Raw genomic sequence first — 22,880 nt, forward strand, 5'->3', positions numbered from 1 at the left:
AGTACGCAATTTAACCGCCCGATTCTACCTTTTTTGCGTTAGCAATACTATGAATTGGGGCAAATCTCATAAATTAAAGGGTAAACAGACTGTGACAGCTAAAATAAGCCCTCCACCGCACTGGAAACCCCGTCATATTGCTATAAAAAAACCGCCCTAGTTGAGCGGTTTTTCTTAATCGAACTTACTTCGCACTTTGTTTGGTAAGGAACATCGCATCACCATAACTAAAGAAACGATAGCGCTTTTCAATCGCCTCGTTGTAGGCGTCCATAATGTGCTGTTGGCCACTAAATGCGCTGACCAACATGATCAAGGTTGATTCAGGCAGATGGAAGTTGGTGATCATGGCATCAACAACGTTGAACGTGTAACCCGGATAAATAAAGATATCGGTGTCGCCAAAGTAGCTTTGCAAGGTGCCACCGCCAATCTTTGCAGCTGACTCTAACGAGCGCACCGACGTTGTGCCCACCGCAATCACACGGCCACCACGCGCTTTAGTGGCTCGCACTGCTGCCACCACATCGTCTGGCACTTCAATGTATTCAGAATGCATATGGTGGTCTTCAACACTGTCTACACGCACAGGTTGAAACGTACCTGCACCCACGTGCAAAGTCACAAAAGCCATCTCGATATTTTTATCTTTTAAGCGCTGCATCAAAGCTTCATCAAAATGCAGACCTGCGGTTGGCGCCGCGACAGCACCCGGCTTTTCGCCGTACACAGTTTGATAGCGCTGCTTGTCTTCTTCGTTATCTGGACGGTCAATGTAAGGCGGCAACGGCATATGACCAATTTGCTCAAGTGTCTCTAAAACCGATGAGTCACCTTGTAGGGCCAACTCAAATAACTCACCATGACGGGCTAGCATTTCCATTTCAGCTTGGCCTTCAAGGATCAGTATGGTTCCAGGCTTTGGCGATTTACTTGAACGCACATGGGCAAGTACACGTTTGTTATCAAGGACGCGCTCTACTAACACCTCAACTTTACCGCCTGAGGCTTTTTGTCCATGCATACGCGCTGGGATCACCTTGGTATTATTGAACACCAGTAAGTCTCCAGGTTCGATGAACTCAATGATGTCTTTAAAGATATGATGCGATGTCTCGCCGCTATTACCATCCACTTTGAGCAAGCGGCTTTCGCTACGCTCTTTTTGTGGGAAGCGGGCAATTAACTCTTCGGGCAAATCAAAACTAAAATCAGCCACGCGCATGTTAGGCTCTCCAAGGTGCTTAAAATCGCGCCAAGTCTAGTGACTTGCCAAGGTGAAATCAAGCGATGTAGCGCTAGCACTGCCCTCAAAAGGGGCTGATGACGCCTAAGTCACGGATAATACGAATGTTACAGACGCTTGTCTGCGCTGTAAATTCACTATAATCTAACGGTTTGAAGTTCAAGTTCGTAATATCAGGTAGACAACATGGCAATGCCGCTGAGTTTAATGGTCGTCAACGCCAGTGCTGTTGAGCGTGGTTTAATTAAACGCACACTAGGTCGTTTGGATGTTTTTGACCTGATAGAACTCAGTGACTCACAAGAAGCTCTGCGCATTCTCAAAGAGCGCTCAGTAAACCTTATTATTACAGGTCTCGATATTGGGCAAATAGACGGCTGGCGGTTTTCCCGTATGGTTCGTTCAGGGCTACTAAAAACCCCAAAGCACACGCCCATTGTACTTACGCCGCCTTTTTATTGTGAACGCATTGCTGAAACTACCGCACGCAGCTACGGTATAGATGCGGTTGTTCCTATCGAGCGCCAAGATTTATTGCCGCAAATTCTCGCTAATGTGCTCTCTACCCAGCTAGAAAAAACCAGTCGTTTAAGGTTATTGCTACTAGAAAGTAATATTGAAAAAGCGCAGCAAGTTAGCAATGCGTTAGCACTGAATTTTCACGTCCATGTGTGCAGTAGTGCTAATGAAGCACTCGCTACCTATTTGCAGGGCAACTTTGCCATTGTGCTGCTCGATGCCAGCGTCGCCAATGCCGATAGCGCCAATACCTTGGTGCAAAACATTCTTTCGCATAACGCTAGCCAAGCAATTGTGACCATTATCGACAGCCATGATGCTAACTATGCCGAACAGCTGTTGTTAAGTGGTGTGACAGACTTTATTCGCCGCCCCTACAACGATGCATTACTCATGAAGGTGTGTGACCATGCCGCGCGTAGAGAAGACTTTATTGCCAGTTACGGCGAATTTGAGAAGAAAGTAGCGCAATTAAGTCAAAGCCAGCAAAAATACAAAGAACTCTACAGTGCTCACCAACGCATTCTCATGCATTTGAATACGGTCGTGATGGAGTTAGATAGCCAAGGTTTAATCCGCTTCTTAAACCCTGCTTGGGAAACCAATACCGGCTTTGGACTTAAACTAAGCTTGGGTAAGCCTCTGTGTGAGTTCTGCTTAGACGAGCATAAGCAGCCTTTAGCTCTGGCCCTTGAGCGAGTCACCACAGGAAGGTCAAAACAAAGTAAATTAGAGTTACAGTTATGGACCAACAGTGGTCAACCGACATGGTTTGAGTGTCGCTTCCAGCATGCCAGTGATGCCAGCGCTGAGAACATCATCACGGTGTCAATCGATAACATAGAAGAGCGCAAACAGGCAGAACTAAAGCTACAACACCTTGCTTTACACGACACCTTAACTGGCCTGTACAATCGCTACTATTTCGACACCCAACTCACCGCTTTGTGTCATGCCACTCAAGATGACGATGAACACGCCCTTATCTATATCGACCTCGATCATTTCAAAATAATCAATGACAGCAAGGGCCACCAAGAAGGTGACACGGTATTAAAAGAAGTCGCGGAGTTGTTTGTTAAGCACATCGATGATCAGCATATGATTTTTCGTATCGGTGGTGATGAGTTCGCCATTTTATTGCACAACACCAGCTTACTCGATGCGCATATGGCGGCTGAGTCCATTTGCATGGCGATTGATAAACACCTTTTCCACTGCCAAGAACAGACCTATTCAATCAGTTGCTCATTAGGCGTGACGCGCATCTGCAGTCACAATAATGATGCCAGTGAATGCCTCAAACAAGCAGATATTGCACTTTACATTGCCAAGAGTCAGGGGCGAAATTTGGTGCATTGCTATGACCCTCGAGACTCGCAAAGCAACACCATGCAATCTGGCTTGGAGTGGGGCCACAGTGTGCGCTCTGCTTTGCAACAAAACCACATTGAGCTGCACTATCAAGCTGTGTGGGATATTAAACGTTCGTGCATCGCATATTACGAAGCGTTATTGCGCTTAAAAATAAATGATGAGCTCGTCTATCCTAATCACTTTATTCCTGCCTTAGAGATGCTCAATGACAGTTACCTAATGGACCAATGCGTTATCAGAGCCGCTATTGAAGACTTGAGTAAGCATCCAGAAGTACAGCGTGTTGCAATAAACTTATCAGCGCAATCACTGTTAGATGACCGCCTGCTTGTGCACATCAAAGAGATGCTCAACAACTTTGATGTAGACCCTCGACGTGTCATTTTCGAAATAACCGAAAGCGCCAGTGTTGGTAACCTTGAAGCCACGAGGGAGATGATCCTCGCTCTAAATGAGATTGGCTGCGATTTTTCAATCGATGACTTTGGTACAGGGTTCAGTACTTTTGACTACCTCAAACGTCTCCCTGCCCAGCATGTGAAAATAGACGGCTCGTTTGTACGCGATATGCAACGCGATCCCATAGATTACGCACTAGTAAAAGCCATCAATGATATCGCCACGTCACTATCTAAAGGTTCAGTCGCAGAATATGTTGAAAATAAAGATATATTTCAGCTACTTAAAGAGATAGGTGTTGACTATGCTCAAGGCTACTTCATTGCCAAACCCGCGCCGTTACATGCCTTACAAAGCAACCAAAAAATAATTGCAGCAAAAACATTAAGCTAACAAAAAGGCATCTATTTTTAAGACATTTGTCCTAACACTCTAATCATCCTTGTCTATACTCATTACTTGTTAATGCGCTATTAACTGCTGGATAAATTTCAGTAACACATCAAATAACTACACAACAATGGAATGTGGCATGTCAGGCTCTCTGACAACAAACTTCGAATCGCTACAGCTGCGGCGTGGCGGGGAAAGGCAACAGTAAAACTGCTTATTTAATAGTTAATTAAACACAAAAAAGCAGTAAAAAGGATATCGAGATGATTTTTTTAGTAACTCTGCTTCTAATCGTCAATGTATTTATTACTTACCAATGTTTTTTACATGCAAAACGCAAAGGCTACCCTGAAAAGTTATTCTTGGGTTTAGGCTGCGTCCCCTATTTCAACCTTGTTGTATGGATGTATTTGCTGTTTCTTCCGTCGTTAGAGAAACATCAAATCGGATCAAAAACACCCCTGTAGAGACTCTACAGAGGTGTTATGAAGTGAGCGCTAATTAAAGCGAGTACTGCGTGGCTTTTTTAAGTAAATCTTGATGATCTAACTTACCTGCCACGCAGCGATTGATGTCTGACTTTTTGAAAATCGCCATGTGATTGCTATCTGCTTGGTGAAATTGAATGTTAACGTAGTTGTCATCGCTCAAAACTCGTAAACCAACGCCATAATCACATAGGCTGCGCGCGACACTTGATAGTGCCTGCTGCAACTGTTCCTGCTGCTGCTTTTGCTGTTTCACTTTTTGCTTTTCACGCTTTTCTTTGACTTGTTTTACAAACACCTCATTCTTGGCGTCTAGCTCGTCTTTACGCTCGCGTACTTTTACAATTTCGGTTTCTATCTCAGTAATTTGTTGCTGAACTTCCTTGTTATCTTCTTGCAATTTCGCTTGGATTTCTAACTCACGTTGCTCGCGGTTAAGTTCACGTAATCGAAATGCCAGTTCACGCTGACGTTCAGCAGATGCGCGCATTTGCTCCGATTGTTCGCGAATATCATCCAATGAAATAATGATTTCTTTGTGTTCTGTGGCTACGCCATCATGTTCTACAAATTCAACATGTTGATCATTGATGGTGATCCTATTTGAGTCGATCACCACTTCTGGCGCTAACGGCGCCATAGGACCGCCGGCAAACTCAGTGATAAAGGCAAATTTACTGTTAAAACGCACACTATACAGTACGCCTTGATCAGCCAGATAGGTGCTCGATACATTGACCGAGCGCTGCTGCAAGTCTTGCTTTAAGGCTGTAGTTAAAATGTTTTCAACAATATTTATCTGACGTTGCACATCATCAAACTCATTTGCCTGAACGTGGGCATTCATGGTCGTTGCTCCAAGCGCTATAGCGCTGGCTAAAATATACTTTTTCATCATTTACTCTCTGTATTATAGGCCGTGCTATATAGCGGCTGTTGTTCAATTTGCTCTGCAATATCATTAAGTTGCAAGCGAAGGTAAGCATTATCTTCTGCCCGTTGAGCATTGATGTAATCAACCAAGGTTGTCATTGCATCTTTGCGCTCACTACGGGTCAGATCAATTGTCTGTGTTGTCATTTGCGCTAAGGTTTCTTGTTGCAATTGTTGTTGCGCTAGAAGCGCTTCACCAAGACGCTGCATTTTCTCCTTTTGCGCATCCAATACACGCTGTTGCTGCGCCAATTGCATCTGTAATTGTTGGTTAGTGCCATAAACCTGATAACCACCAACAAACATACTTACGGCCATCACACTGGCTGCCAACCAAGGCAGATAGCTTCGCTGAGACGATACCGAGTTAATATGCTCACTGGCATTGAAGGTACTGGGCACGTCTTGCTCTTGGTAATTCTGTGCGCTTTGTTGCCAAAACTGTGCTTGCTCAAGCATCGGTCCAAATGTAGTGTCTTGGTGCAATTCGTCCATCTGCTCTGCGCTCAGTGACTCGCCACTGAGCGCCCGTTCAAAAAGCTGTTCTATGTGTGTTGGTTTAGCCATCATTCACCTCCAACTGCGGTTTTATTCGCCCTAAAGCGGTGTATAAACGTGTTTTCACTGTATTGGGTGAGATATCCAGTTGCTTGGCAATATCATCAAACGTACAGTGTTGAAAAAACTTCATTTCAACGACCACCCGCTGCTCAAAAGGCAATGTTGCTAGGGCTGCGATGATCTCGTCGTTACGCTGCGCCTGCATCAAGGGCCTCTCCAAATGCAACACATTGCTGCGAGGCTCGGTCGCTTCATCCAAACTTGTATGCTCACGATGCCGCCTAAAATGCTCTGCCGATTTGTTATACGCAATGCGGAACAGCCAAGTATGAAGCTGGCTTCGGCCATCAAAGCGCGCCAAGCCTTGATAAGCACTTATAAAGGTTTCCTGCATCACATCAAGCGCGTCATCAGGATGGCGTAATAAGCGCAAACACTGGTTATATAGGCGTTTTTCATGGCGCTTCACTAATGCTAGCCACGCTTTATCACTGCCTTTTTGGGCGCTTTTTATGAGCCTTTCTTCGCTATTAAATATCACGTTATTAGGTAATCATTTACTGTGTTATTAAGTTAGTTGTGAGTATTTCTAAAAAAGTTTGCAAGAAGTGTAGTTTATTTACAAAAAAAGCGACTTTCGTCGCTTTTATAATTAAATCAGATAGTTAGCTATTCACTACCCACAGTACAGCAGGTACGTAGAAATTCACCGACTTTGTCGCTAAATAATCGGAAATCTCCAATTCGTCCCGTCGTCTTGCGCCACACCAAGCCAACATCGCGATGAGCGTCGGTATCTGAGCTCTTGGCAACCAGTGGCTTGCTATCTAAGATCCCGGCATTTATGGCCATTTGCGGCAAAAATGTCACGCCCAACTTGTATTCAACCATAGATAATAAGGTGTGTAAGTTAGCCGCTTCGAATGAATTGATGCAACTGGAGCGCTCTAAATTACATGCACTGAGCGCATGACCTGTCATACAGTGCTCACGCTCCAATAAGAATACGCTGTTTTCAGGCAACTCGTTGTAATCAATATGTTCAGCAATCTCATAGTCTTTGTGATGCACAAGATAAAACTTATCCTTGGCTAGGATTTGCGTGTGAAAGCGGCTAGTCTCGTAAGGCAGTGCCAATAACGCGATGTCGATATGCCCGTGTTCAAGCTTATCTAGCAAGTTGTCACTGGTATCCTCCACAAGCACCAAATCCAATTCCTGGAAAGTTGATTTACTGTAACAGTGAAGCGGAGCCGCAACAAAACTCGCAATCGTCGGGATCACACCTAATGTAAGGGTGCCACTTAATGGATGCAGATGGCTGCGAGTAAGCTCTTTTACACTCATGGTGTCATCAATAATTTTTTTTGCCCGCGCCACGACTTCTTCACCAATAGCGGTAAACATCAAGCTACGATTTTCACGCTCAATGAGTTGCACGCCAAGATTTTCTTCCAAGTTTTGAATAGCGCTACTGAGCGTTGATTGACCTATATAACAGGCTGAGGCCGCACGGCCAAAGTGTTGGTGCTGGTGCACCGCAAGAAGATATTGAAGCTGCTTAATACTGGGTAGGTTTGTCATAGTCATGCCCATAAATAAAAAGACCCCAACACCAAGGGCGTTGAGATCTTTTCAAGCTAAAAGACTGTTTAGTCGTGGTAGGCAATGTGCGCCTACGCTTTATACGCCAAATGCTGTTCGTAATATGTAGAAGATTACAATAGCAAGCGCAGCACCAACAGGCAATGTAATTACCCAAGAAACAACAATATTTCTAATTACACCCATGTTCAGTGCGGCAATACCACGCGCCATACCTACACCTAATACAGCACCAACAAGGGTCTGCGTTGTCGAGATAGGTAGACCAGTACCAGAAGCAATAACAACCGTTGATGCAGCAGCTAGCTCAGCAGCGAAACCGCGGCTTGGTGTTAGGTGAGTAATACCTTCACCGATTGTTTTGATTACTTTCTTACCAAGAACTGCAAGACCAACAACGATACCGATACCACCAAGAGGTAGAATCCACCATGCTAGTGCCGCTTTCTTAGCAATTTCACCATTCGCTTCAACGATGTTCACTACCGCAGCTAGTGGACCAATCGCATTTGCCACGTCGTTCGAACCGTGTGCGAACGCCATACAACAAGCGGTAAGTACCATAAGCACAGCAAATACTTTTTCAACGTTGTTGAATTGCATTTTCTTGTCGGCTTTAGGGTCCATTTTCATGCGCTTGATAATAACAGCACCAATAATCGCGATTAACACGGCGATACCAATTGAAAGTGCATAGCCTTCAAATGTACCCATGTTAATACCAATGTGCTTCAAGCCCTTTTTGATTGTCACAAGTGACATAACAAAACCAGCTAGACCCATGTATAGAGGAACAAAACGCTTCGCGTTTTCTAGCGGCTTATCAGTATCAAAGATCAGCTTTTGCGCACTCATGAAGATAAGGTAAGCAATAAAGCCAGAAATAGCAGGGGTTACAATCCAGCTACCAACAATACCTGCAACCTTAGTCCACTGGATCGCTTCGCTACCTACAGCAACAAGTGCGAAACCAATGATTGCACCAATGATTGAGTGAGTAGTCGAAACTGGCCATCCCAGTAGCGATGCAATCAATAACCAACTACCTGCAGCAAACAAGGCAGCGATCATACCAAGAACCATTAGTTCAGGAACATCAACAAAAGGAGCAGCATCAATGATCCCCTTACGGATCGTTGAAGTTACCTCACCACCGGCAAGATAAGCACCTGCAAATTCAAAAATCATCGCAATGATGATTGCTTGCTTGATTGTGAGTGCTTTTGAACCCACAGAAGTACCCATGGCATTGGCTACATCGTTTGCACCGATACCATAAGCCATAAAGAAACCTACCGCTGCGGCAACTAGTACTAGCAGGGTACCGTAGGACGAAATAATATCCATCAGAAAAACCTTTTTGTTTTTAACTTTGTTTGACTTAACACACTGCAAATCACGGTGTTAAATCCTGGCAATGTTAACGGGCTAGCAACACTTCTAAACGAGAACCTACTCGTTCAGCGTGATCTGCTAAGTCACCCACCCATTCAATGATCTTGTACAAGAACATCACGTCAACGGGGTTCATTGTGTCTTCGATGCGACGTAATTCCTGACGCAACTTAATTTGCATGTCATCCGTATCTTGCTCAATTGCATCTAGTTCAGCTAGCATTTTTTCTACCAGCGTTACCTCACGACCACGGAAGCCTGTTTCTAGTAGCTCATCTAACTCGTTGATAGCTTTTGATGCTTGTTTAGTCGCATCCACACAACGCGATAGATATTGCAAAAAGTCTTTTTGAATTGACTCTGGAATAGCCATTTCACGACCGACAACACGACCTGCAATATCTTTCGCCTTGTTAGCAATCTTATCTTGGTGAGTGATCAGCTCTAATAGATCTGTACGCTCAACAGGTAAGAAAAGCCCACGTGGCAAGTTAAGGCGGATTTCACGCTTAAGTTCATCAGCTTCACGTTCAAGTGAGCGGATTTTTAGGCGTAGTTCCTCAGCTTCAGGCCATTGTTTTTCAAACACATGTTCAAAAAATGGAATAAGCATGGCGCTGGCTTTGTGCACCTTTTTAATATGATCTTCGATTGGCTTAATAGGAGATTTTGCAAAAACCCCTAAAAACGCATTACTAGGCATAACTGACCCTTTGAATCTTAGTTTGCAATAAAATCATCATAAATTAGTCATATTAGCGAATTATGATTAACCCTATAATCGCAACTAATATTTTCAATTTTATGTCGATTTGTATCGTGTATGCTTCAGGCGTAATTTTACCCTATTAACACCCCAAAAGCATGGTTTTTCATGCTTAATTCATCATTGTTTTGCCAACTCAAAAACAGTGTGAATTCTCAGCACAAATGAGGGCAAAAGTCCTTTTACCCTGCGTTCTTCTCATTTATTACAGGGCTTTTTCGATGGCATCTTGCGATACATGACGAATATCTTTGCCTTTAACAAAATAAATCACATATTCAGAAATATTCTGACAACGGTCGCCTATACGCTCTAACGAACGTACCGACCAAATAAGTTCCATTACCCGCGGGATTGAACGAGGGTCTTCCATCATGTAGGTCATTATTTGACGTGTCAGCGCTTCATACTCTCGGTCAACTTTTTCATCGGCTTTGTGTACTTCAAATGCCTTTTGCGCATCCATACGTGCAAATGCATCGAGGACATCATGAAGCATGCGCGATACTAAACGCCCCATATTTTCCATGTTGACCAACAACCCTTGCTGATCCTTGGTAAATGAGTCCAATGCAACTTTCGCGATACGCTCAGCTTCGTCACCAATGCGCTCAAGATCTGCAATCGTTTTTGCGATAGCTACGACCAAGCGCAAATCACTCGCCGCTGGCTGGCGTTTAGCGATGATGCGAGTACACTCTTCATCAATATTCACTTCCATGGCATTAACACGGTAATCATTCTCTTTTACCTTTTTTGCCAATTCAGTATCGCCTTTGCTCACCGCATCAAGTGCACTATTAAGCTGCTGCTCTACCAAGCCACCCATACTCAGCACATGATTACGCACATTTTCTAGCTCTTCGTTGAACTTACCGGAAATATGCTTGTTGATATTGTGTTCCATAATGCCCTTCTTAATTCTTACCCATTAATGACAGTACGCGCTGCTCACTTAACCATAACGACCGGTGATGTAATCTTCGGTCTTTTTCTTGTTAGGTGTTGTAAATAATGTGTTTGTGTCGGCGTATTCAATCAATTCGCCCATGTACATAAACGCGGTTTGGTCTGATACACGCGCAGCTTGCTGCATGTTGTGCGTAACAATCACAACAGTGAATTTATTTTTTAGTTCACTGATCAGCTCTTCGATAACTAGAGTCGAAATTGGGTCAAGTGCAGATGTTGGTTCATCCAAAAGCAATACTTCTGGCTCAATTGCAATAGAGCGGGCGATTACCAAGCGCTGTTGCTGACCACCTGACAAACCAAAGGCGCTGTCATGCAAGCGATCTTTTACTTCATCCCATAACGCTGCACCGCGCAATGACTTTTCAACTACTTCATCTAGTTTACGTTTGTCTTTAATGCCTTGTAAGCGTAGGCCATAAACAACGTTTTCGTAGATAGATTTAGGGAATGGGTTTGGACGCTGGAACACCATACCAACATTACGACGCAGCGCTGCCACATCGACACGTTTGTCGTAGATGTTTTCACCGTGCAGTAATATTTCACCTTCAATACGACACGTATCAACCAAGTCATTCATACGGTTAATACAACGCAATAGCGTCGATTTGCCGCAACCAGATGGACCAATGAAGGCTGTTACTTGCCCTTTAGGAATGGTCATACTGACATTGCTCAGTGCCTGCTTCTCACCGTAGTAAAGATCGAGGTTTTTAATTTGTAATGCAGTTTGCTCAGGGGTTAGATTCTCTAAATCCAACTTTTGTGCAGAGTTTGCATTCACTTCGGGTGCAACTGAAATCATAACGTCTATACCTATCTCAATTCTTTACATTAGTTATCTAGCGCGCGGAACTTTTCACGCAAGTGGTTACGAATACCAATTGCAGTAATGTTCAGGGCGATAATTACGGTTACTAACAAAAATGCTGTTGCGTAAACCAGTGGACGCGCAGCTTCAACATTCGGGCTTTGGAAGCCAACATCATAAATATGAAAACCTAGGTGCATAAATTTACGGTCTAAATGCACATACGGGAAGTTACCGTCTAATGGTAAGGTCGGTGCCATTTTAACCACCCCAACCAGCATTAATGGCGCCACTTCACCTGCCGCTCGAGCCACCGCTAAAATCAAACCGGTCATAATTGCTGGGCTCGCCATTGGAACAACAATACGCCACAGCGTTTCAGCTTTGGTCGCACCCAATGCAAGTGAACCTTGACGCACTGCACTTGGGATACGCGATAAACCTTCCTCGGTTGATACAATCACCACAGGCAGAGTCAAAATTGCCAAGGTTAGCGCCGACCAAATCACACCTGGTGTACCAAACACTGGGCTTGGCGATGCTTCAGGATAGAACAATTGGTCAATACTGCCGCCGAGCATGTAAACAAAGAAACCAAGGCCAAATACACCATAAACAATTGACGGTACACCCGCTAAATTGATGACGGCGATGCGGATCATTTTAGTTACTGCGTTTTTCGCTGCATATTCGTGCAGGTAAATAGCCGCTACCACACCAAATGGCGTAACAATAACGGCCATCAACATCACCATAAACACGGTGCCGAATATTGCTGGAAATACACCGCCTTCAGTATTTGCTTCACGTGGGTCGTCTGAAACGAACTTGCCCAGCTGACCAAAGTAATGCCCAACTTTAGCGAAAAAGCCCATGTCATTTGGTAACCAAAAGTCCAACACTTGGTACAGCGGCAAAGTCACTAGCTCACCGCGCATGTCACGCACAACCACATGATCACGTTTGGCGTCATCGCGTAACTGAAACAACGATTTTTCTAACTCTTTGTACTGTTCACGCAATAGCTTACGTTCTGCTTCGAGTTCAGCAACACGTTGATGCGTGAGTTCACCGTCAAGTTCATACGCACGCTCTTGTAAGCGCAAACGCTCAAGGGTGTAGTTAATGTGACCAATATCGCCATTTTGCAGATCCAGCGCTTGGTCATTCAATTCCACAGCACGTGCAACGAGCTCTTCAAGTTTAGCAACTTTATCGCCGGTTACTTCTTTACCATTTTCAAATACTTGCTCAATATAACCGTAAAAGTTACCGTTTTTAGAGCGCTCGAATACAGCCAAGTTAGCCGGTGTTGCGTCACTTTTAATATCCGTTTCCAACAACCAACGGAAATCCAATTCTACATACTCACGGTTACCTGTTTTTACTAGGTAACGGGTCACTTCTTCACCGTCAAAGTCACCTAAATCGACACCCGATTGGCGGATACGGCTGGCAGGCACAACTTCACGGTCATAAATTTCACCGATCACTACCTGCTTTGGTACCGAGCCTTCAACTTGAAATTCATGAACCTGTGATGGCCAGAAAAATCCAAGGCCACGGCCTGCGATAAGCGCGAGCAAACCAATTACTGAAATCAAACTGATGCTTACCGCACCGCCGGTCATCCAAATCCAAGGAGAACCAGACTTAAACCACTGCTTTAACATGTCGTCTCTCCTTTAAATTACAGTGAACTGTACTTTTCACGCAGGCGCTGACGAACAAACTCAGCAAGCGTGTTAAAGACAAAGGTAAAAATAAACAGTACGAATGCGGCAAGGAACAGAATTCGGTAGTGCGAACTGCCAACTTCTGATTCAGGCATTTCTACCGCGATATTCGCCGCTAAGGTACGCATGCCCTGGAAGATGCTCCAGTCCATTATTGGTGTGTTACCGGTTGCCATTAGTACAATCATGGTCTCACCAACAGCACGACCCAATCCCATCATCACAGCAGAGAAAATGCCTGGGCTGGCAGTTAGCAATACAACGCGAACTAAGGTTTGCCATTGTGTAGCGCCTAATGCCAATGAGCCTTGAGACAAGTGTTTTGGTACGCTGAACACCGCGTCTTCTGCAATAGAGAAAATGGTTGGAATAACCGCAAAGCCCATCGCAATACCTACAACCAATGAATTACGCTGGTCAAAAGTCATACCCAAATCGTTGGTAATAAACTTGCGCACATTGCCATCAAACAACCAATTCTCGATTGAGCCACTCATAGCAAATGATAACCAACCAATGAATAACACCACTGGAATTAGAATCACAGAGTGCGCGCCTTCAGGAATGCGGTGGCGAATTTGCTCCGGTAATTTAGTCCAAGCTAGCGCTGTTATTAAAATAGCTATCGGCAATAAAACCAACAGCGCGACAATGGCTGGCAAGTTCTCTTCAATCAAAGGGGCAAGCCACAATCCAGCTAAGAAACCAAGGATTACAGTTGGTAACGCTTCCATGATTTCAACGGTTGGTTTAACCACTTTGCGCAGTTCACTGGACATAAAGTAAGCTGTGTATATTGCCGCAGAAAGTGCGATTGGCACAGCAAATAACATCGCATATAGCGCTGCTTTTAACGTACCGAATGAAATTGGTACTAATGAGAACTTTGACTCGAAGTCATCACTGGCTGATGTTGACTGCCAAATATAATCAGGTTCAGGGTAGCCTTCGTACCACACCTCTTGCCAAATACCTGACCATGTCACTTCTGGGTGCTCGTTTTCAATTTCCAGCACACTGACTTTGTTATCAGCAAGGATAAGGGCAGCATTGGCGCGTGGCGCAATAGCAAAGTTTTTGATAGCACTATCGGCCACCTTTCCTTGCCATAACTTTGCCTCACTAGTGGTGTAATAAACACCTAACTCACCATTGTCACCCGTGGTAAAGAAGGTGCGGCGATAAAATTCAGAATAGATGTTTACCGCTTTCTGCTTTGAGGTTTCAAAAGCACGGATTTTCTTGAATGCTTTGCCATCGTCGGTATTCACTTCAAACCACTGCGACACTTCACCGTTATCATTAGCAAGCATTAATGAGTTTGCACCAGCAAGAAGTTGGGTTGAAATGATATTGGCGTTCTCTTCGTTAGCAGCAAGTATTTGCGTAAGCTCTACGTCATCAGCATAGCGGCTATTAAAGATGTAAATTTGGTTTGCAGAGCGCACAAATACGCGACTCGCATCAGGTGAAATGAGTAACTCATCGATGCGACCATCGATTTCTAGTTCTGATTGCTCGGCGACCCATTCAACTTCACCCGTCATGAAGTTTTCTTCACCCACATAAGCGCTAAATACAATGCGCTTATCCGCTGTGAGAGCAACAATCGCTACCTTTTCTTCGCTTTGTGCGAACGCAAAGCGCTTAATTGGCTGACCTTGGTCATCAACAACCAAGGGCGCTTCACCCAGCGGGTAGTTAAGAACTGGCGTCAGTTTACGTTGGTTGTTCGGGAAGCTAACGCGAAAACTAGGTTTGACGATAACCACTTCACCGTTATCCAGACCATAGGCATACAACCCTTGATGTGGTGCACTTTTAGCGAAACTAGTTACAGCGCCAGATAGTTGTGCGTTTAACTGGGTAATTTGCTCACCAAAACCTTGTTCTTGAATGTTAAAGAAATCAACCTGACCATCGCGCTTTAATAGGTAAGCGATTTCAGTTTGCTCCTCAAGGCCAAGGCCGACAACATGCTGTTGCTCGACGCTAAAAGCGTCGCGCTGTTGGATGTGTGCTGATTCAAAAATCGGTTGAACTACATACAGGAGATAGAAAAATATCAACAACAGCGCTACCAGTACCATTACCCCGCCTGAGGTAATACTAAATTGCGCTATTTTGTCTTTAACCAATCGGCTTCTATCCGTGCTTAAAGACATATTTTGCCCAGTGGAAGTCATCAACTTACCCTTACATCTTCACGATGCGCGCATTATATTGCATCAAAATGACAGTTTTGTTACACCTGCGCAAAACGAAGCAAAAGGGGTTTGTTTTACGTAAATGAACGTAAAGGAGTACATTTCTTCCATGATCTTTTCAGTAGAATTGGACAAACACTAAAAAGGGGTCAATACTTGACTCTGAAAAGCGCTAGAAGCTTCCCAAGCCTAAAAAAAGCCTTTATTAACATTATGTTAATTAACTCTCAATGCTTGGTTACCCCCTGTTTATTAGGGCTTTTATTTGACAATAATAAAGAGAATTCTCATATGCAGCAGTTAGTTTTAACCATCCTCGGTAAAGACCGCACCGGTCTCGTTGAAGATCTTTCCTCAGTCATTCTCGAGCATCACGGCAACTGGTTAGCCAGTAATCTTTCACACCTCGCTGGTAAATTTGCGGGTATCGTTCAAGTTGAAGTAGCCGAAGAGCACCTTAGCGAGCTTCAAAAGGCGCTAGATAGCATTAACCACCTAGAAATCCGTGTAGAAACAGGTGAAATTTCTCAAGCTGATACACCTGAGCAAATTAATTTAGTGATCACGGGCAATGATCGCCCAGGTATAGTGCAGGAATTAGCATCAGTGATACGTCACAAAGGCGCGAATATCACTCATTTAACCTCCAAACAACAAAGCGCACCAAATTGGGGAGTACCACTTTTCAGTGCTATGGCAACGGTGTCTTTACCTGTTGGTATGAGCAAAGATGCAGTGATCGAAGCGCTGGAGTCAATTACGCCCGATGTTATCGTGGATGTTGAAGAGTAACGATTTGAATCTAGATTCAAACGGCCTCCTTGTGGGGCCGTTTTTTATTGTCAGGGAATAACTATTTTTGGGTCAAAGAATGCTCATCCTGAGGGTTAATAGACTGAACCAACATGGCAATGACAATTGAAAGCATACAGTACGCTAAAAATAGCCAAAAGCCCTGGTGTAGGTGAGCATTCATAATCACTAACTGACCAAAGTGACCATCGGCATTACCTCCTAAGAAGGTGATAATCAATGCCAGCACAAAGACATCGGCCATACTCCATTTACTGAGCACTCCAGCACTTTTACTAAGTTGTTTACCTACATGAGTGTGAGGGAGCAATAAATACGTGAACTGCATCAGTGATTTACTAACTGGCACGATAACAGAGAAGGCACCGACCAGTATTGCCACGAGGCGGTTATCATGTTCATACAACTCGATTACAGTCCCCCAAATACTGCGGGTTTTACCATAGGCATCAATATGCCCTTCGAGTTTATCCAAGCCCAACATTTCTGAGAGCATGTAAAGTAGTTGTCGACTTTGACTGTGTGTATCTTCAGTGATCGCTTGCACTGCAGTATTAGCGAGTTCTGACTTGGCAATTTTCGCCTCAATTGTCAGTGCTGGCTGCGTCACCGCGAAGCCAAGTAACACAAGAGAAGTGAGTAATAATAAGAAAATCAGTACTTTCGACATGTAAGCTCTCCACTGTACCTATACCAAGAGCTTACTGCGTCATTCCTTACTGAGCAAATGCATTGTCTCGTCGCAGTAGGTGCGCGCCTCGGTGAGCGCATCGTACAATACTTTTTTGTCACTGGCAGGGCGAATTGTCTGCAAAATTTCCTCAGCCAGCGGCCATTGGCATAATTCGCAGGCGTACGCTGCACCCAACGCATGACCAAGCATGCCATTGGCATCCAAAAGCGCACTACTAAGCTCCCCACTGAGTGAGAACTCTTTCGCTAGAGCATCAATAGGCACATCCAGAACCGCATCCAATACCGACAACAAACCGAGTAAGTACCCTTGCTCTATAAAACTTTTTCCAGCAGGGGAAACCACCGATGCAATGAAATGAGCGCGCATTAACCCCAACTTTGTCAGCTCTGTTGGTTTATCTGTGCCCAACTCCCCAAGAGCAAGCACGCGAATAAATCGCCGTAAGTGATCTTCCCCAATATAGGTAACAGCCTGTTGCAGAGAGCTTATTGCAGCATGAGCACCGCCAAAGTTGTTGGCCATTTTGAGAATTCTTGCGGTAAGAGATACATCAACACTGAGCAGTTTTGTGATGTTTTTAAAGTCGAGCTCCGGGTTCAGTGTTTCAGACAGTAAGTTCATGATGGTACGCTTACATGGGCTGATGTTTTTATACTCCAGCATAAGCGGCAAAGAAAAGAAGAAACCTTGCAGTAAATCCGCCCCAGCATTAATGATTGCATCGGCTTGTTCATGTGTTTCAACACGTTCGACAATCAATTGCGTATCAGGAAAACGCGATTTGAGATGCTTCACCAAGGTTACGGTATCCGCTAACGATGGCTCCACTTCAATTTTAATGTAATCCACCAGCTTAAGTAATGGCTCCCACTTCGGCGCACTGTCATAGTCATCTAAGGCAAAGCAATAACCTTTACTTTTTAGCGATTTAATTATTCTTTCAAGACTTTCAATAGAGCGACTTCGCTCCACTATTTCAATCACCACATTATCAGGGGGAATAAGCTCTGGCAGGCTTTCTAGCAATGCATCTGTTGCAAGATTGATAAATGCAATTTGACCATCACTGACTTTTTCTAAACCTTGCAACAAGATGACATCGAAAAACATTCTTCCCGTGGCAATCGAGTCTTCTAATTGGAATGGAAACGCATTGATAGGCGAGTCCCGATAAAGTAATTCATAAGCTACAACTTCCCGATCAACTGAAAATATTGCCTGCCGCGCAACGTATTGAGCTTCATAGCTTTGTGTTGCCAAACGGCGTTGCTCATGCATAGATGGACTCGGATTTTAAGTTAGCGATACTTTTATATTAATAAAAAATCACGAGATGTCATTATTTATACAATAACAACATAAACTTAGCACCTCGTTCTGTACTTTCGTCTATACTTAAACAATTGACTTAAAAGACAAAGGTAATAGTTTTGCAGTACATCTTTGCTTTAGTACTCAGTTTTCTTTGTAGTGCAAATGCATTAGCCGCTCCATTAAAATACAATGTCGATGCCAGCGGCAGTTGGTATCCTTATACAACTAGCTCTGAAAACGCCCCTGGCCTTATCAAAGAGTTTGTTATTGAAGTTATGCAGCAAGCCAATGTTGATATTCAATATGTGCCACTTCCCGCCAAGCGCATTAACCAATTTATGCAAAACAAGCAACTGGACTTTGAGGTAATTAGCCCAAGCTGGCTGAGCGAAGAGGAGAAAAACGACCCGCAATTCGTATTTTCAGACGCATTATTCCCCGTACGTGAGTATTTAGTTACAACCTCAGCTAAAGAACAATACTATCTCGATATCGATTCAATTTTTGGTAACAAAGTCGGCACCGTTAGAGGGTACTTTTACCATGATGACGAAAAGTTTGAACGAGTTGACTTTGAGTCAGAACGCGAGCTTATTATGGCGTTGGGGAAAAAGCGCATAAATGTTGCCATTATCGGCGATCTTCCTGCCAAATACTGGTCAAAGAAGCTGGGGGTTCCAGTTGTCTTCGCAGCTGAGCATTCAGATGGACAATTACACCTGCGACTAAGAGCCGAACACGCACACTTACTACCAAAAATAAATACGGCGATTAGCACCCTCAAATCAGGAAAAACACTCACTCGCCTTGAGCACAAATACTTACAACACTTCAATAGCGAACACTGAGCTTGCTTTGTTTAAGCACTTTAGCGTCTATCATTAAGGAGCAATTAATCCTTATTCACTTAGATTAGGGACAAGTCACAAAGGAGTTAAGATTATGAATAAGCAGGTTCGTATTGCGGCCCTCGTGTTGGGCACAGCATTGCTCGGTGCATGTAGCCAAACCCAAAGCCCCCCTGACGCCACGGTGGTAAAGCAAACTAAGTCAATGACCGTAGAAGTCTTGTATAAAGATCGTAGCATGCAACCGCCTGGTTCAGAGCTGACAGTGTCATTGATTGATGTGTCAAGAATGGATGCACCGGCAACGGTTATTACCAGTAAAACGATGGCGCTAAACAGTGCCCCTCCTTATAGCGTTGAGTTGACCTACCCCGCCGACTCAATACAGGGCAATATGCGCTACAGTGTCAGGGCGCAAATTACTCAAAATGGTGAACTGCGTTATACCACAACGCAAAACAATGACCCGTTTGGTGTTGAACAAAATGCCGAACTTGTGAAAGTAATGATGCAGCGCGTAGCAAAGCCCAATGAGGCACTTGTTAATACCTATTGGAAGGCCAAGTCCGTGGGTGATGAAAATATTGAAGTGAAACAACGTGAGCCACAAATTACCTTGCACAATGACGGCCGCGTCACCGGTTTTTTAGGATGTAATCAAATCAGCGGGGACTACGTAAAAGGTCAACACTTTGGTTTGCGTTTTGGCACCTTAGCAATGACTAAAAAAATGTGTTTTGAATTTATGGAGCAAGAGGGAAAGCTAAACCAAGCGCTCATCGATACGTTCTCTTATCATATCAATGGGGATACGCTTACGCTCAAAAATGAGCAAGGAAGTCCGCTTGCCAGTTTTAAAGCTGTTCATATGCAATGACGTTATTTGCGGTGCTACTTAGTAGCGCCGCTATTTTTTGCTCAAATACTGACTTAAATCCTTGATGTTGAGTGGTTTGGCGTAGAAAAAGCCCTGCACCTCATCACAGCCAATTGATTTTAAATAGGCTTCTTGTTGTGGTGTTTCCACCCCTTCAGCAAGCACTTTCACATTAAGCCGCTTCGCCAGTGACACCACTAGCTCGGCGATTTCACCGCTATCTGAGTCTGGAATACCCTTAATAAAATCCCTATCTATCTTTAAGCGATCAAATGGCAGTTTCTGTAAATAGCTTAGTGACGAAAACCCAGTGCCAAAGTCGTCAATGGCGATATCTAACCCCAGCTTTTTCAGCTGTTTTAGTGTGTCAACCAGGTTTTCTACATCATCCATTACAATGCTTTCTGTGACCTCAAGCTCCAGCCTGTTGGCATCCATTTCATATTTTTCAAGGGCGCTCTTAACACTTTGCACGTACCCTGCAACTTTAAATTGAGGAACCGACACGTTAACAGCCATTCGCAAGTCTATTCCTTGCTTAGCCAGCATTTTTTGTGTTTCACATGCTTGCTCTAACACCCATTGTCCAATCTCAATAATTAAGCCAGCATCCTCACATAAAGGCACAAATACCGAGGGCGAAATATATTCGCCATTATCGTTACGCCAACGAAGTAGCGCCTCACAACCATAAACCTCACCAGTATCGAGTTGTAATTGCGGTTGGTACCACACTTCTAACTTCCTATCGGCGAAATCTTTACGCAACTGTGAAATCATATTGAGACGCCATGCGGCCCGCTCTTCCATTGATAGATCGAAAGTAGCACATTTCTCGCCCGCAGCTTTTTTGCTCATACTCAGGGCAATGGCGGCACGTTTAATTGCATTGGTTGCTGCTTTGCCAAATAAGCTACTTGGGCACAGACCAAAACTGAAGTTCAAGTAAATGAGGTTCTCGCCCACTTGATATGGGGCGGTTAAAAAGTGTTGCAAACTTTCAAATGGCACTTTCTTGCTGTTAACCAACATTGCAAATACGTCAGCGCCCAGCCGCGCCAGCATAGAGGCATTTACGAAAGTATCTTCGAGACGCCGAGCAACCGCTTTAAGCACATCATTACCGACATCCTGACTCAACCCTTCATTAATATCGGAAAAACGTTTTATATCGATAAGTACGAGGTAGTCATCTGGATTTGGATGGTTGATACTCTTTTGCACTTCTGCAAGACAACCATTGCGACTATTTAAGCCCGTGAGCCCATCTTTAAAGGCAATTTCACGCAGTGTTTTTACCAACAGTACGTTGTCCAGCCCCATACCTACATTAGATAAAAATAAGTCCAGAAATGCTAAGAAGTGATCATCTATTTGCGTGTGACTGAGCAGGTGAATAGCGTAATGGTTTTGGTGTGCCTTACAAAAAAGGGTTACACCGTGCTCTGAAAACTGATGGCTTTGCGAATGAAAGCACGTAATTACCTGCTCACTTAAAGCACTAGGGAGTTGGTCACTGGCAAGCATTTTCCCTGCAAGATTGCTCCCAGTATTTACATCTCCATGAATGACAATACTGCTGTCATCAGACAAGCCAAAAATAAACCCTTTGCTATCATGTATTTCACTGAATAAACCGACTCGCTCAATGACTAGTTCACAAAATGGTTCTATGTCTGTACAGCTCAAAATCGCCTCGCTGGCACTGAGTATCACACTAAGTAGATGGCTCTGTAGTGACAGTTGCGTAACTTGGCTATACGAGCGCAGTGCGGTCACTAATGTTGCAGCTAATTTGGCCCGAGTGAGCTCAGTCTTGGTACGATAATCATTGATATCGTACTCTCTGATCACTGTTTCTTCTGGTGCTGAACCTGGTTGCCCTGTTCGCAACACAATGCGCACCAAAGCATTATCTAACTCTTCACGAATGCGCTTGGCGACGACTAAGCCTGCATCGTCCGTTTCCATCACTACATCTAACAGCACCACTGAAATACTGGGATTGTTACGCAACACCTTAATTGCTTCTTCACCATCATAGGCATGATGAAAACGCAGCCCTTTGCCCTCAAGCTCAAAGTTTGACAAAGCCAGCTCGGTTACGGCGTGTATTTCAGTGTCGTCGTCAACGATCAACACATCCCAAAAGCCACTGAGCAACTTTTGCTGTTCTTCAAATTCTTCATGGAGAAAAATGTAATCACTACTCGGAGATGACATGCTCTACCTTATAGACATAGGTTTTTCTGTAAGCGGCTTGTTTAAATACAATTTTATTCATCAAGTAAGTGATAGAAAATTCGGTTTTATCAGTATAGTCTAATCTTCAGACTATAATTTAAAAGATTCCATAGAGAGGCTTTAGTTATTGTGCTTAACCCACTAATAAATATATTAAAAGTGTTAATCCTTTTGGTTCTAATTTGGGTTATGTGTGGCCTGATTATGTCGCCGAACTATCACGCAAAGCACAGTATTTCCATTAGTCGCCCCGCGCCGCAGGTGACTGAGTGGCTCAGCGATTTGAGTAAATGGCCACAATGGTTAGCGATTTCACAATTTGATTCAGATAAACAGCTTTCTTTAAGTGCACAGGGACAGGGCGTGGGCGCTAATTTATTTTGGTCGGCACACTATACGTATGGTGAGCTTTCTATCACGCAGCAGACCACTGACAAGGTACAGTTTCAACTGCTCATTAATAACGAATTTCTGTCTGACGGCATCATAACAATCACCTCCACAGGCTCTGGCTGTACGATTACCTGGGAGCAAACTGGCGATATATCGATTCCTGTGTTGGGCCCTTATTTAGCGCTTTTGGCTGAACATCAACTGCAAAACACACTGATTCACAGTCTCAACAACCTTAAAACTAACGCTGAACTACCCACCCTAGAGATTGAATAACCTACAC

The 22,880-nt window shown here is 44.0% G+C and carries 20 protein-coding genes; 6 read left to right on the forward strand and 14 right to left on the reverse strand.

Annotated elements, in window-relative coordinates; genetic code table 11:
- Positions 1 to 184: 184 nt before the first annotated feature.
- Positions 185 to 1,225: a tRNA preQ1(34) S-adenosylmethionine ribosyltransferase-isomerase QueA gene (gene queA, locus AAEU32_RS05780; RefSeq protein ID WP_421969579.1), complete on the reverse strand. Its 1,041-nt coding sequence runs from the start codon at positions 1,223 to 1,225 to the stop codon at positions 185 to 187.
- Between the two features lie 207 nt (positions 1,226 to 1,432).
- Here queA and AAEU32_RS05785 point away from each other — a divergent pair, with 207 nt between their 5' ends.
- Together AAEU32_RS05785 and AAEU32_RS05790 are read left to right on the forward strand one after the other, a co-directional pair.
- Positions 1,433 to 3,934 (forward strand): two-component system response regulator, encoded by a 2,502-nt coding sequence (locus AAEU32_RS05785; RefSeq protein WP_421969580.1) that lies wholly within the window; start codon positions 1,433 to 1,435, stop codon positions 3,932 to 3,934.
- Between the two features lie 263 nt (positions 3,935 to 4,197).
- The gene (locus tag AAEU32_RS05790; protein WP_421969581.1) at positions 4,198 to 4,401 is read left to right on the forward strand and encodes a hypothetical protein; all 204 of its coding nucleotides are present in this window, start codon (positions 4,198 to 4,200) and stop codon (positions 4,399 to 4,401) included.
- Between the two features lie 34 nt (positions 4,402 to 4,435).
- On the opposite strand, the gene AAEU32_RS05795 is transcribed toward AAEU32_RS05790, so the two are convergent.
- The 10 genes from AAEU32_RS05795 to AAEU32_RS05840 all read right to left on the reverse strand — a co-directional run bounded on the left by AAEU32_RS05795 (position 4,436) and on the right by AAEU32_RS05840 (position 15,390).
- The gene (locus AAEU32_RS05795; RefSeq protein WP_421969582.1) at positions 4,436 to 5,317 is read right to left on the reverse strand and encodes a transcription initiation factor TFIID subunit 7 family protein; all 882 of its coding nucleotides are present in this window, start codon (positions 5,315 to 5,317) and stop codon (positions 4,436 to 4,438) included.
- Entirely contained in the window at positions 5,317 to 5,925 is a 609-nt protein-coding gene (locus AAEU32_RS05800) for a hypothetical protein (protein WP_421969583.1), read from the reverse strand. The genes AAEU32_RS05795 and AAEU32_RS05800 overlap by 1 nt, the downstream gene beginning before the upstream one ends.
- A complete protein-coding gene (locus tag AAEU32_RS05805) occupies positions 5,915 to 6,457 on the reverse strand; it encodes an RNA polymerase sigma factor (protein WP_421969584.1) in 543 nt (180 codons plus the stop codon). The genes AAEU32_RS05800 and AAEU32_RS05805 overlap by 11 nt, the downstream gene beginning before the upstream one ends.
- A gap of 128 nt (positions 6,458 to 6,585) precedes the next feature.
- Positions 6,586 to 7,500, reverse strand: coding sequence for a hydrogen peroxide-inducible genes activator (locus tag AAEU32_RS05810; protein WP_421969585.1), 915 nt, complete (start codon positions 7,498 to 7,500; stop codon positions 6,586 to 6,588).
- A gap of 99 nt (positions 7,501 to 7,599) precedes the next feature.
- On the reverse strand, positions 7,600 to 8,868 hold the full coding sequence (locus AAEU32_RS05815) for an inorganic phosphate transporter (RefSeq protein ID WP_421969586.1): 1,269 nt from the start codon (positions 8,866 to 8,868) through the stop codon (positions 7,600 to 7,602).
- A 73-nt stretch (positions 8,869 to 8,941) separates the two neighbouring features.
- Positions 8,942 to 9,619 carry a TIGR00153 family protein gene (locus AAEU32_RS05820; protein WP_421969587.1) on the reverse strand — a complete coding sequence of 226 codons (678 nt, stop codon included), beginning with the start codon at positions 9,617 to 9,619 and terminating at the stop codon, positions 8,942 to 8,944.
- Between the two features lie 268 nt (positions 9,620 to 9,887).
- Complete coding sequence (gene phoU / locus AAEU32_RS05825) at positions 9,888 to 10,589, reverse strand: phosphate signaling complex protein PhoU (RefSeq protein ID WP_421969588.1); 702 nt, start codon at positions 10,587 to 10,589, stop codon at positions 9,888 to 9,890.
- 48 nt (positions 10,590 to 10,637) lie between these two features.
- A complete protein-coding gene (gene pstB, locus AAEU32_RS05830) occupies positions 10,638 to 11,462 on the reverse strand; it encodes a phosphate ABC transporter ATP-binding protein PstB (RefSeq protein WP_421969589.1) in 825 nt (274 codons plus the stop codon).
- 29 nt (positions 11,463 to 11,491) lie between these two features.
- Entirely contained in the window at positions 11,492 to 13,141 is a 1,650-nt protein-coding gene (pstA, locus tag AAEU32_RS05835) for a phosphate ABC transporter permease PstA (RefSeq protein WP_421969590.1), read from the reverse strand.
- 17 nt (positions 13,142 to 13,158) lie between these two features.
- Positions 13,159 to 15,390, reverse strand: a complete 2,232-nt coding sequence (locus AAEU32_RS05840; protein WP_421969591.1) for an ABC transporter permease subunit — start codon at positions 15,388 to 15,390, stop codon at positions 13,159 to 13,161.
- Between the two features lie 312 nt (positions 15,391 to 15,702).
- Here AAEU32_RS05840 and AAEU32_RS05845 point away from each other — a divergent pair, with 312 nt between their 5' ends.
- The gene (locus AAEU32_RS05845; RefSeq protein ID WP_421969592.1) at positions 15,703 to 16,203 is read left to right on the forward strand and encodes a glycine cleavage system transcriptional repressor; all 501 of its coding nucleotides are present in this window, start codon (positions 15,703 to 15,705) and stop codon (positions 16,201 to 16,203) included.
- Positions 16,204 to 16,264: 61 nt separating this feature from the next.
- On the opposite strand, the gene AAEU32_RS05850 is transcribed toward AAEU32_RS05845, so the two are convergent.
- The gene (locus AAEU32_RS05850; protein ID WP_421969593.1) at positions 16,265 to 16,894 is read right to left on the reverse strand and encodes a paraquat-inducible protein A; all 630 of its coding nucleotides are present in this window, start codon (positions 16,892 to 16,894) and stop codon (positions 16,265 to 16,267) included.
- Positions 16,895 to 16,933: 39 nt separating this feature from the next.
- Entirely contained in the window at positions 16,934 to 18,199 is a 1,266-nt protein-coding gene (locus tag AAEU32_RS05855; RefSeq protein ID WP_421969594.1) for an EAL and HDOD domain-containing protein, read from the reverse strand.
- A 152-nt stretch (positions 18,200 to 18,351) separates the two neighbouring features.
- Here AAEU32_RS05855 and AAEU32_RS05860 point away from each other — a divergent pair, with 152 nt between their 5' ends.
- Together AAEU32_RS05860 and AAEU32_RS05865 are read left to right on the forward strand one after the other, a co-directional pair.
- Entirely contained in the window at positions 18,352 to 19,083 is a 732-nt protein-coding gene (locus AAEU32_RS05860) for a substrate-binding periplasmic protein (protein WP_421969595.1), read from the forward strand.
- Positions 19,084 to 19,177: 94 nt separating this feature from the next.
- A complete protein-coding gene (locus AAEU32_RS05865; protein ID WP_421969596.1) occupies positions 19,178 to 19,960 on the forward strand; it encodes an META domain-containing protein in 783 nt (260 codons plus the stop codon).
- A gap of 30 nt (positions 19,961 to 19,990) precedes the next feature.
- On the opposite strand, the gene AAEU32_RS05870 is transcribed toward AAEU32_RS05865, so the two are convergent.
- Positions 19,991 to 22,183 carry a bifunctional diguanylate cyclase/phosphodiesterase gene (locus AAEU32_RS05870; RefSeq protein ID WP_421969597.1) on the reverse strand — a complete coding sequence of 731 codons (2,193 nt, stop codon included), beginning with the start codon at positions 22,181 to 22,183 and terminating at the stop codon, positions 19,991 to 19,993.
- A gap of 225 nt (positions 22,184 to 22,408) precedes the next feature.
- On the opposite strand from AAEU32_RS05870, the gene AAEU32_RS05875 reads away from it, so the two are divergent.
- A complete protein-coding gene (locus AAEU32_RS05875) occupies positions 22,409 to 22,873 on the forward strand; it encodes an SRPBCC family protein (RefSeq protein WP_421969598.1) in 465 nt (154 codons plus the stop codon).
- The last annotated feature ends 7 nt before the right edge of the window (positions 22,874 to 22,880 follow it).

Source organism: Pseudoalteromonas maris (assembly GCF_049257235.1).
In the GTDB taxonomy this organism is placed as follows: Bacteria; Pseudomonadota; Gammaproteobacteria; order Enterobacterales; family Alteromonadaceae; genus Pseudoalteromonas.

What these genes read in the sequence shown, in the direction of transcription:
- queA (WP_421969579.1), bottom strand. Translation starts at nt 1,225, where the DNA reads ATGCGCGTGGCTGATTTTAGTTTTGATTTGCCCGAAGAGTTAATTGCC.
- AAEU32_RS05785 (WP_421969580.1), top strand. Translation starts at nt 1,433, where the DNA reads ATGGCAATGCCGCTGAGTTTAATGGTCGTCAACGCCAGTGCTGTTGAG.
- AAEU32_RS05790 (WP_421969581.1), top strand. Translation starts at nt 4,198, where the DNA reads ATGATTTTTTTAGTAACTCTGCTTCTAATCGTCAATGTATTTATTACT.
- AAEU32_RS05795 (WP_421969582.1), bottom strand. Translation starts at nt 5,317, where the DNA reads ATGAAAAAGTATATTTTAGCCAGCGCTATAGCGCTTGGAGCAACGACC.
- AAEU32_RS05800 (WP_421969583.1), bottom strand. Translation starts at nt 5,925, where the DNA reads ATGATGGCTAAACCAACACACATAGAACAGCTTTTTGAACGGGCGCTC.
- AAEU32_RS05810 (WP_421969585.1), bottom strand. Translation starts at nt 7,500, where the DNA reads ATGACAAACCTACCCAGTATTAAGCAGCTTCAATATCTTCTTGCGGTG.
- AAEU32_RS05815 (WP_421969586.1), bottom strand. Translation starts at nt 8,868, where the DNA reads ATGGATATTATTTCGTCCTACGGTACCCTGCTAGTACTAGTTGCCGCA.
- AAEU32_RS05820 (WP_421969587.1), bottom strand. Translation starts at nt 9,619, where the DNA reads ATGCCTAGTAATGCGTTTTTAGGGGTTTTTGCAAAATCTCCTATTAAG.
- phoU (WP_421969588.1), bottom strand. Translation starts at nt 10,589, where the DNA reads ATGGAACACAATATCAACAAGCATATTTCCGGTAAGTTCAACGAAGAG.
- pstB (WP_421969589.1), bottom strand. Translation starts at nt 11,462, where the DNA reads ATGATTTCAGTTGCACCCGAAGTGAATGCAAACTCTGCACAAAAGTTG.
- pstA (WP_421969590.1), bottom strand. Translation starts at nt 13,141, where the DNA reads ATGTTAAAGCAGTGGTTTAAGTCTGGTTCTCCTTGGATTTGGATGACC.
- AAEU32_RS05840 (WP_421969591.1), bottom strand. Translation starts at nt 15,390, where the DNA reads ATGACTTCCACTGGGCAAAATATGTCTTTAAGCACGGATAGAAGCCGA.
- AAEU32_RS05845 (WP_421969592.1), top strand. Translation starts at nt 15,703, where the DNA reads ATGCAGCAGTTAGTTTTAACCATCCTCGGTAAAGACCGCACCGGTCTC.
- AAEU32_RS05850 (WP_421969593.1), bottom strand. Translation starts at nt 16,894, where the DNA reads ATGTCGAAAGTACTGATTTTCTTATTATTACTCACTTCTCTTGTGTTA.
- AAEU32_RS05855 (WP_421969594.1), bottom strand. Translation starts at nt 18,199, where the DNA reads ATGCATGAGCAACGCCGTTTGGCAACACAAAGCTATGAAGCTCAATAC.
- AAEU32_RS05865 (WP_421969596.1), top strand. Translation starts at nt 19,178, where the DNA reads ATGAATAAGCAGGTTCGTATTGCGGCCCTCGTGTTGGGCACAGCATTG.
- AAEU32_RS05870 (WP_421969597.1), bottom strand. Translation starts at nt 22,183, where the DNA reads ATGTCATCTCCGAGTAGTGATTACATTTTTCTCCATGAAGAATTTGAA.
- AAEU32_RS05875 (WP_421969598.1), top strand. Translation starts at nt 22,409, where the DNA reads ATGTCGCCGAACTATCACGCAAAGCACAGTATTTCCATTAGTCGCCCC.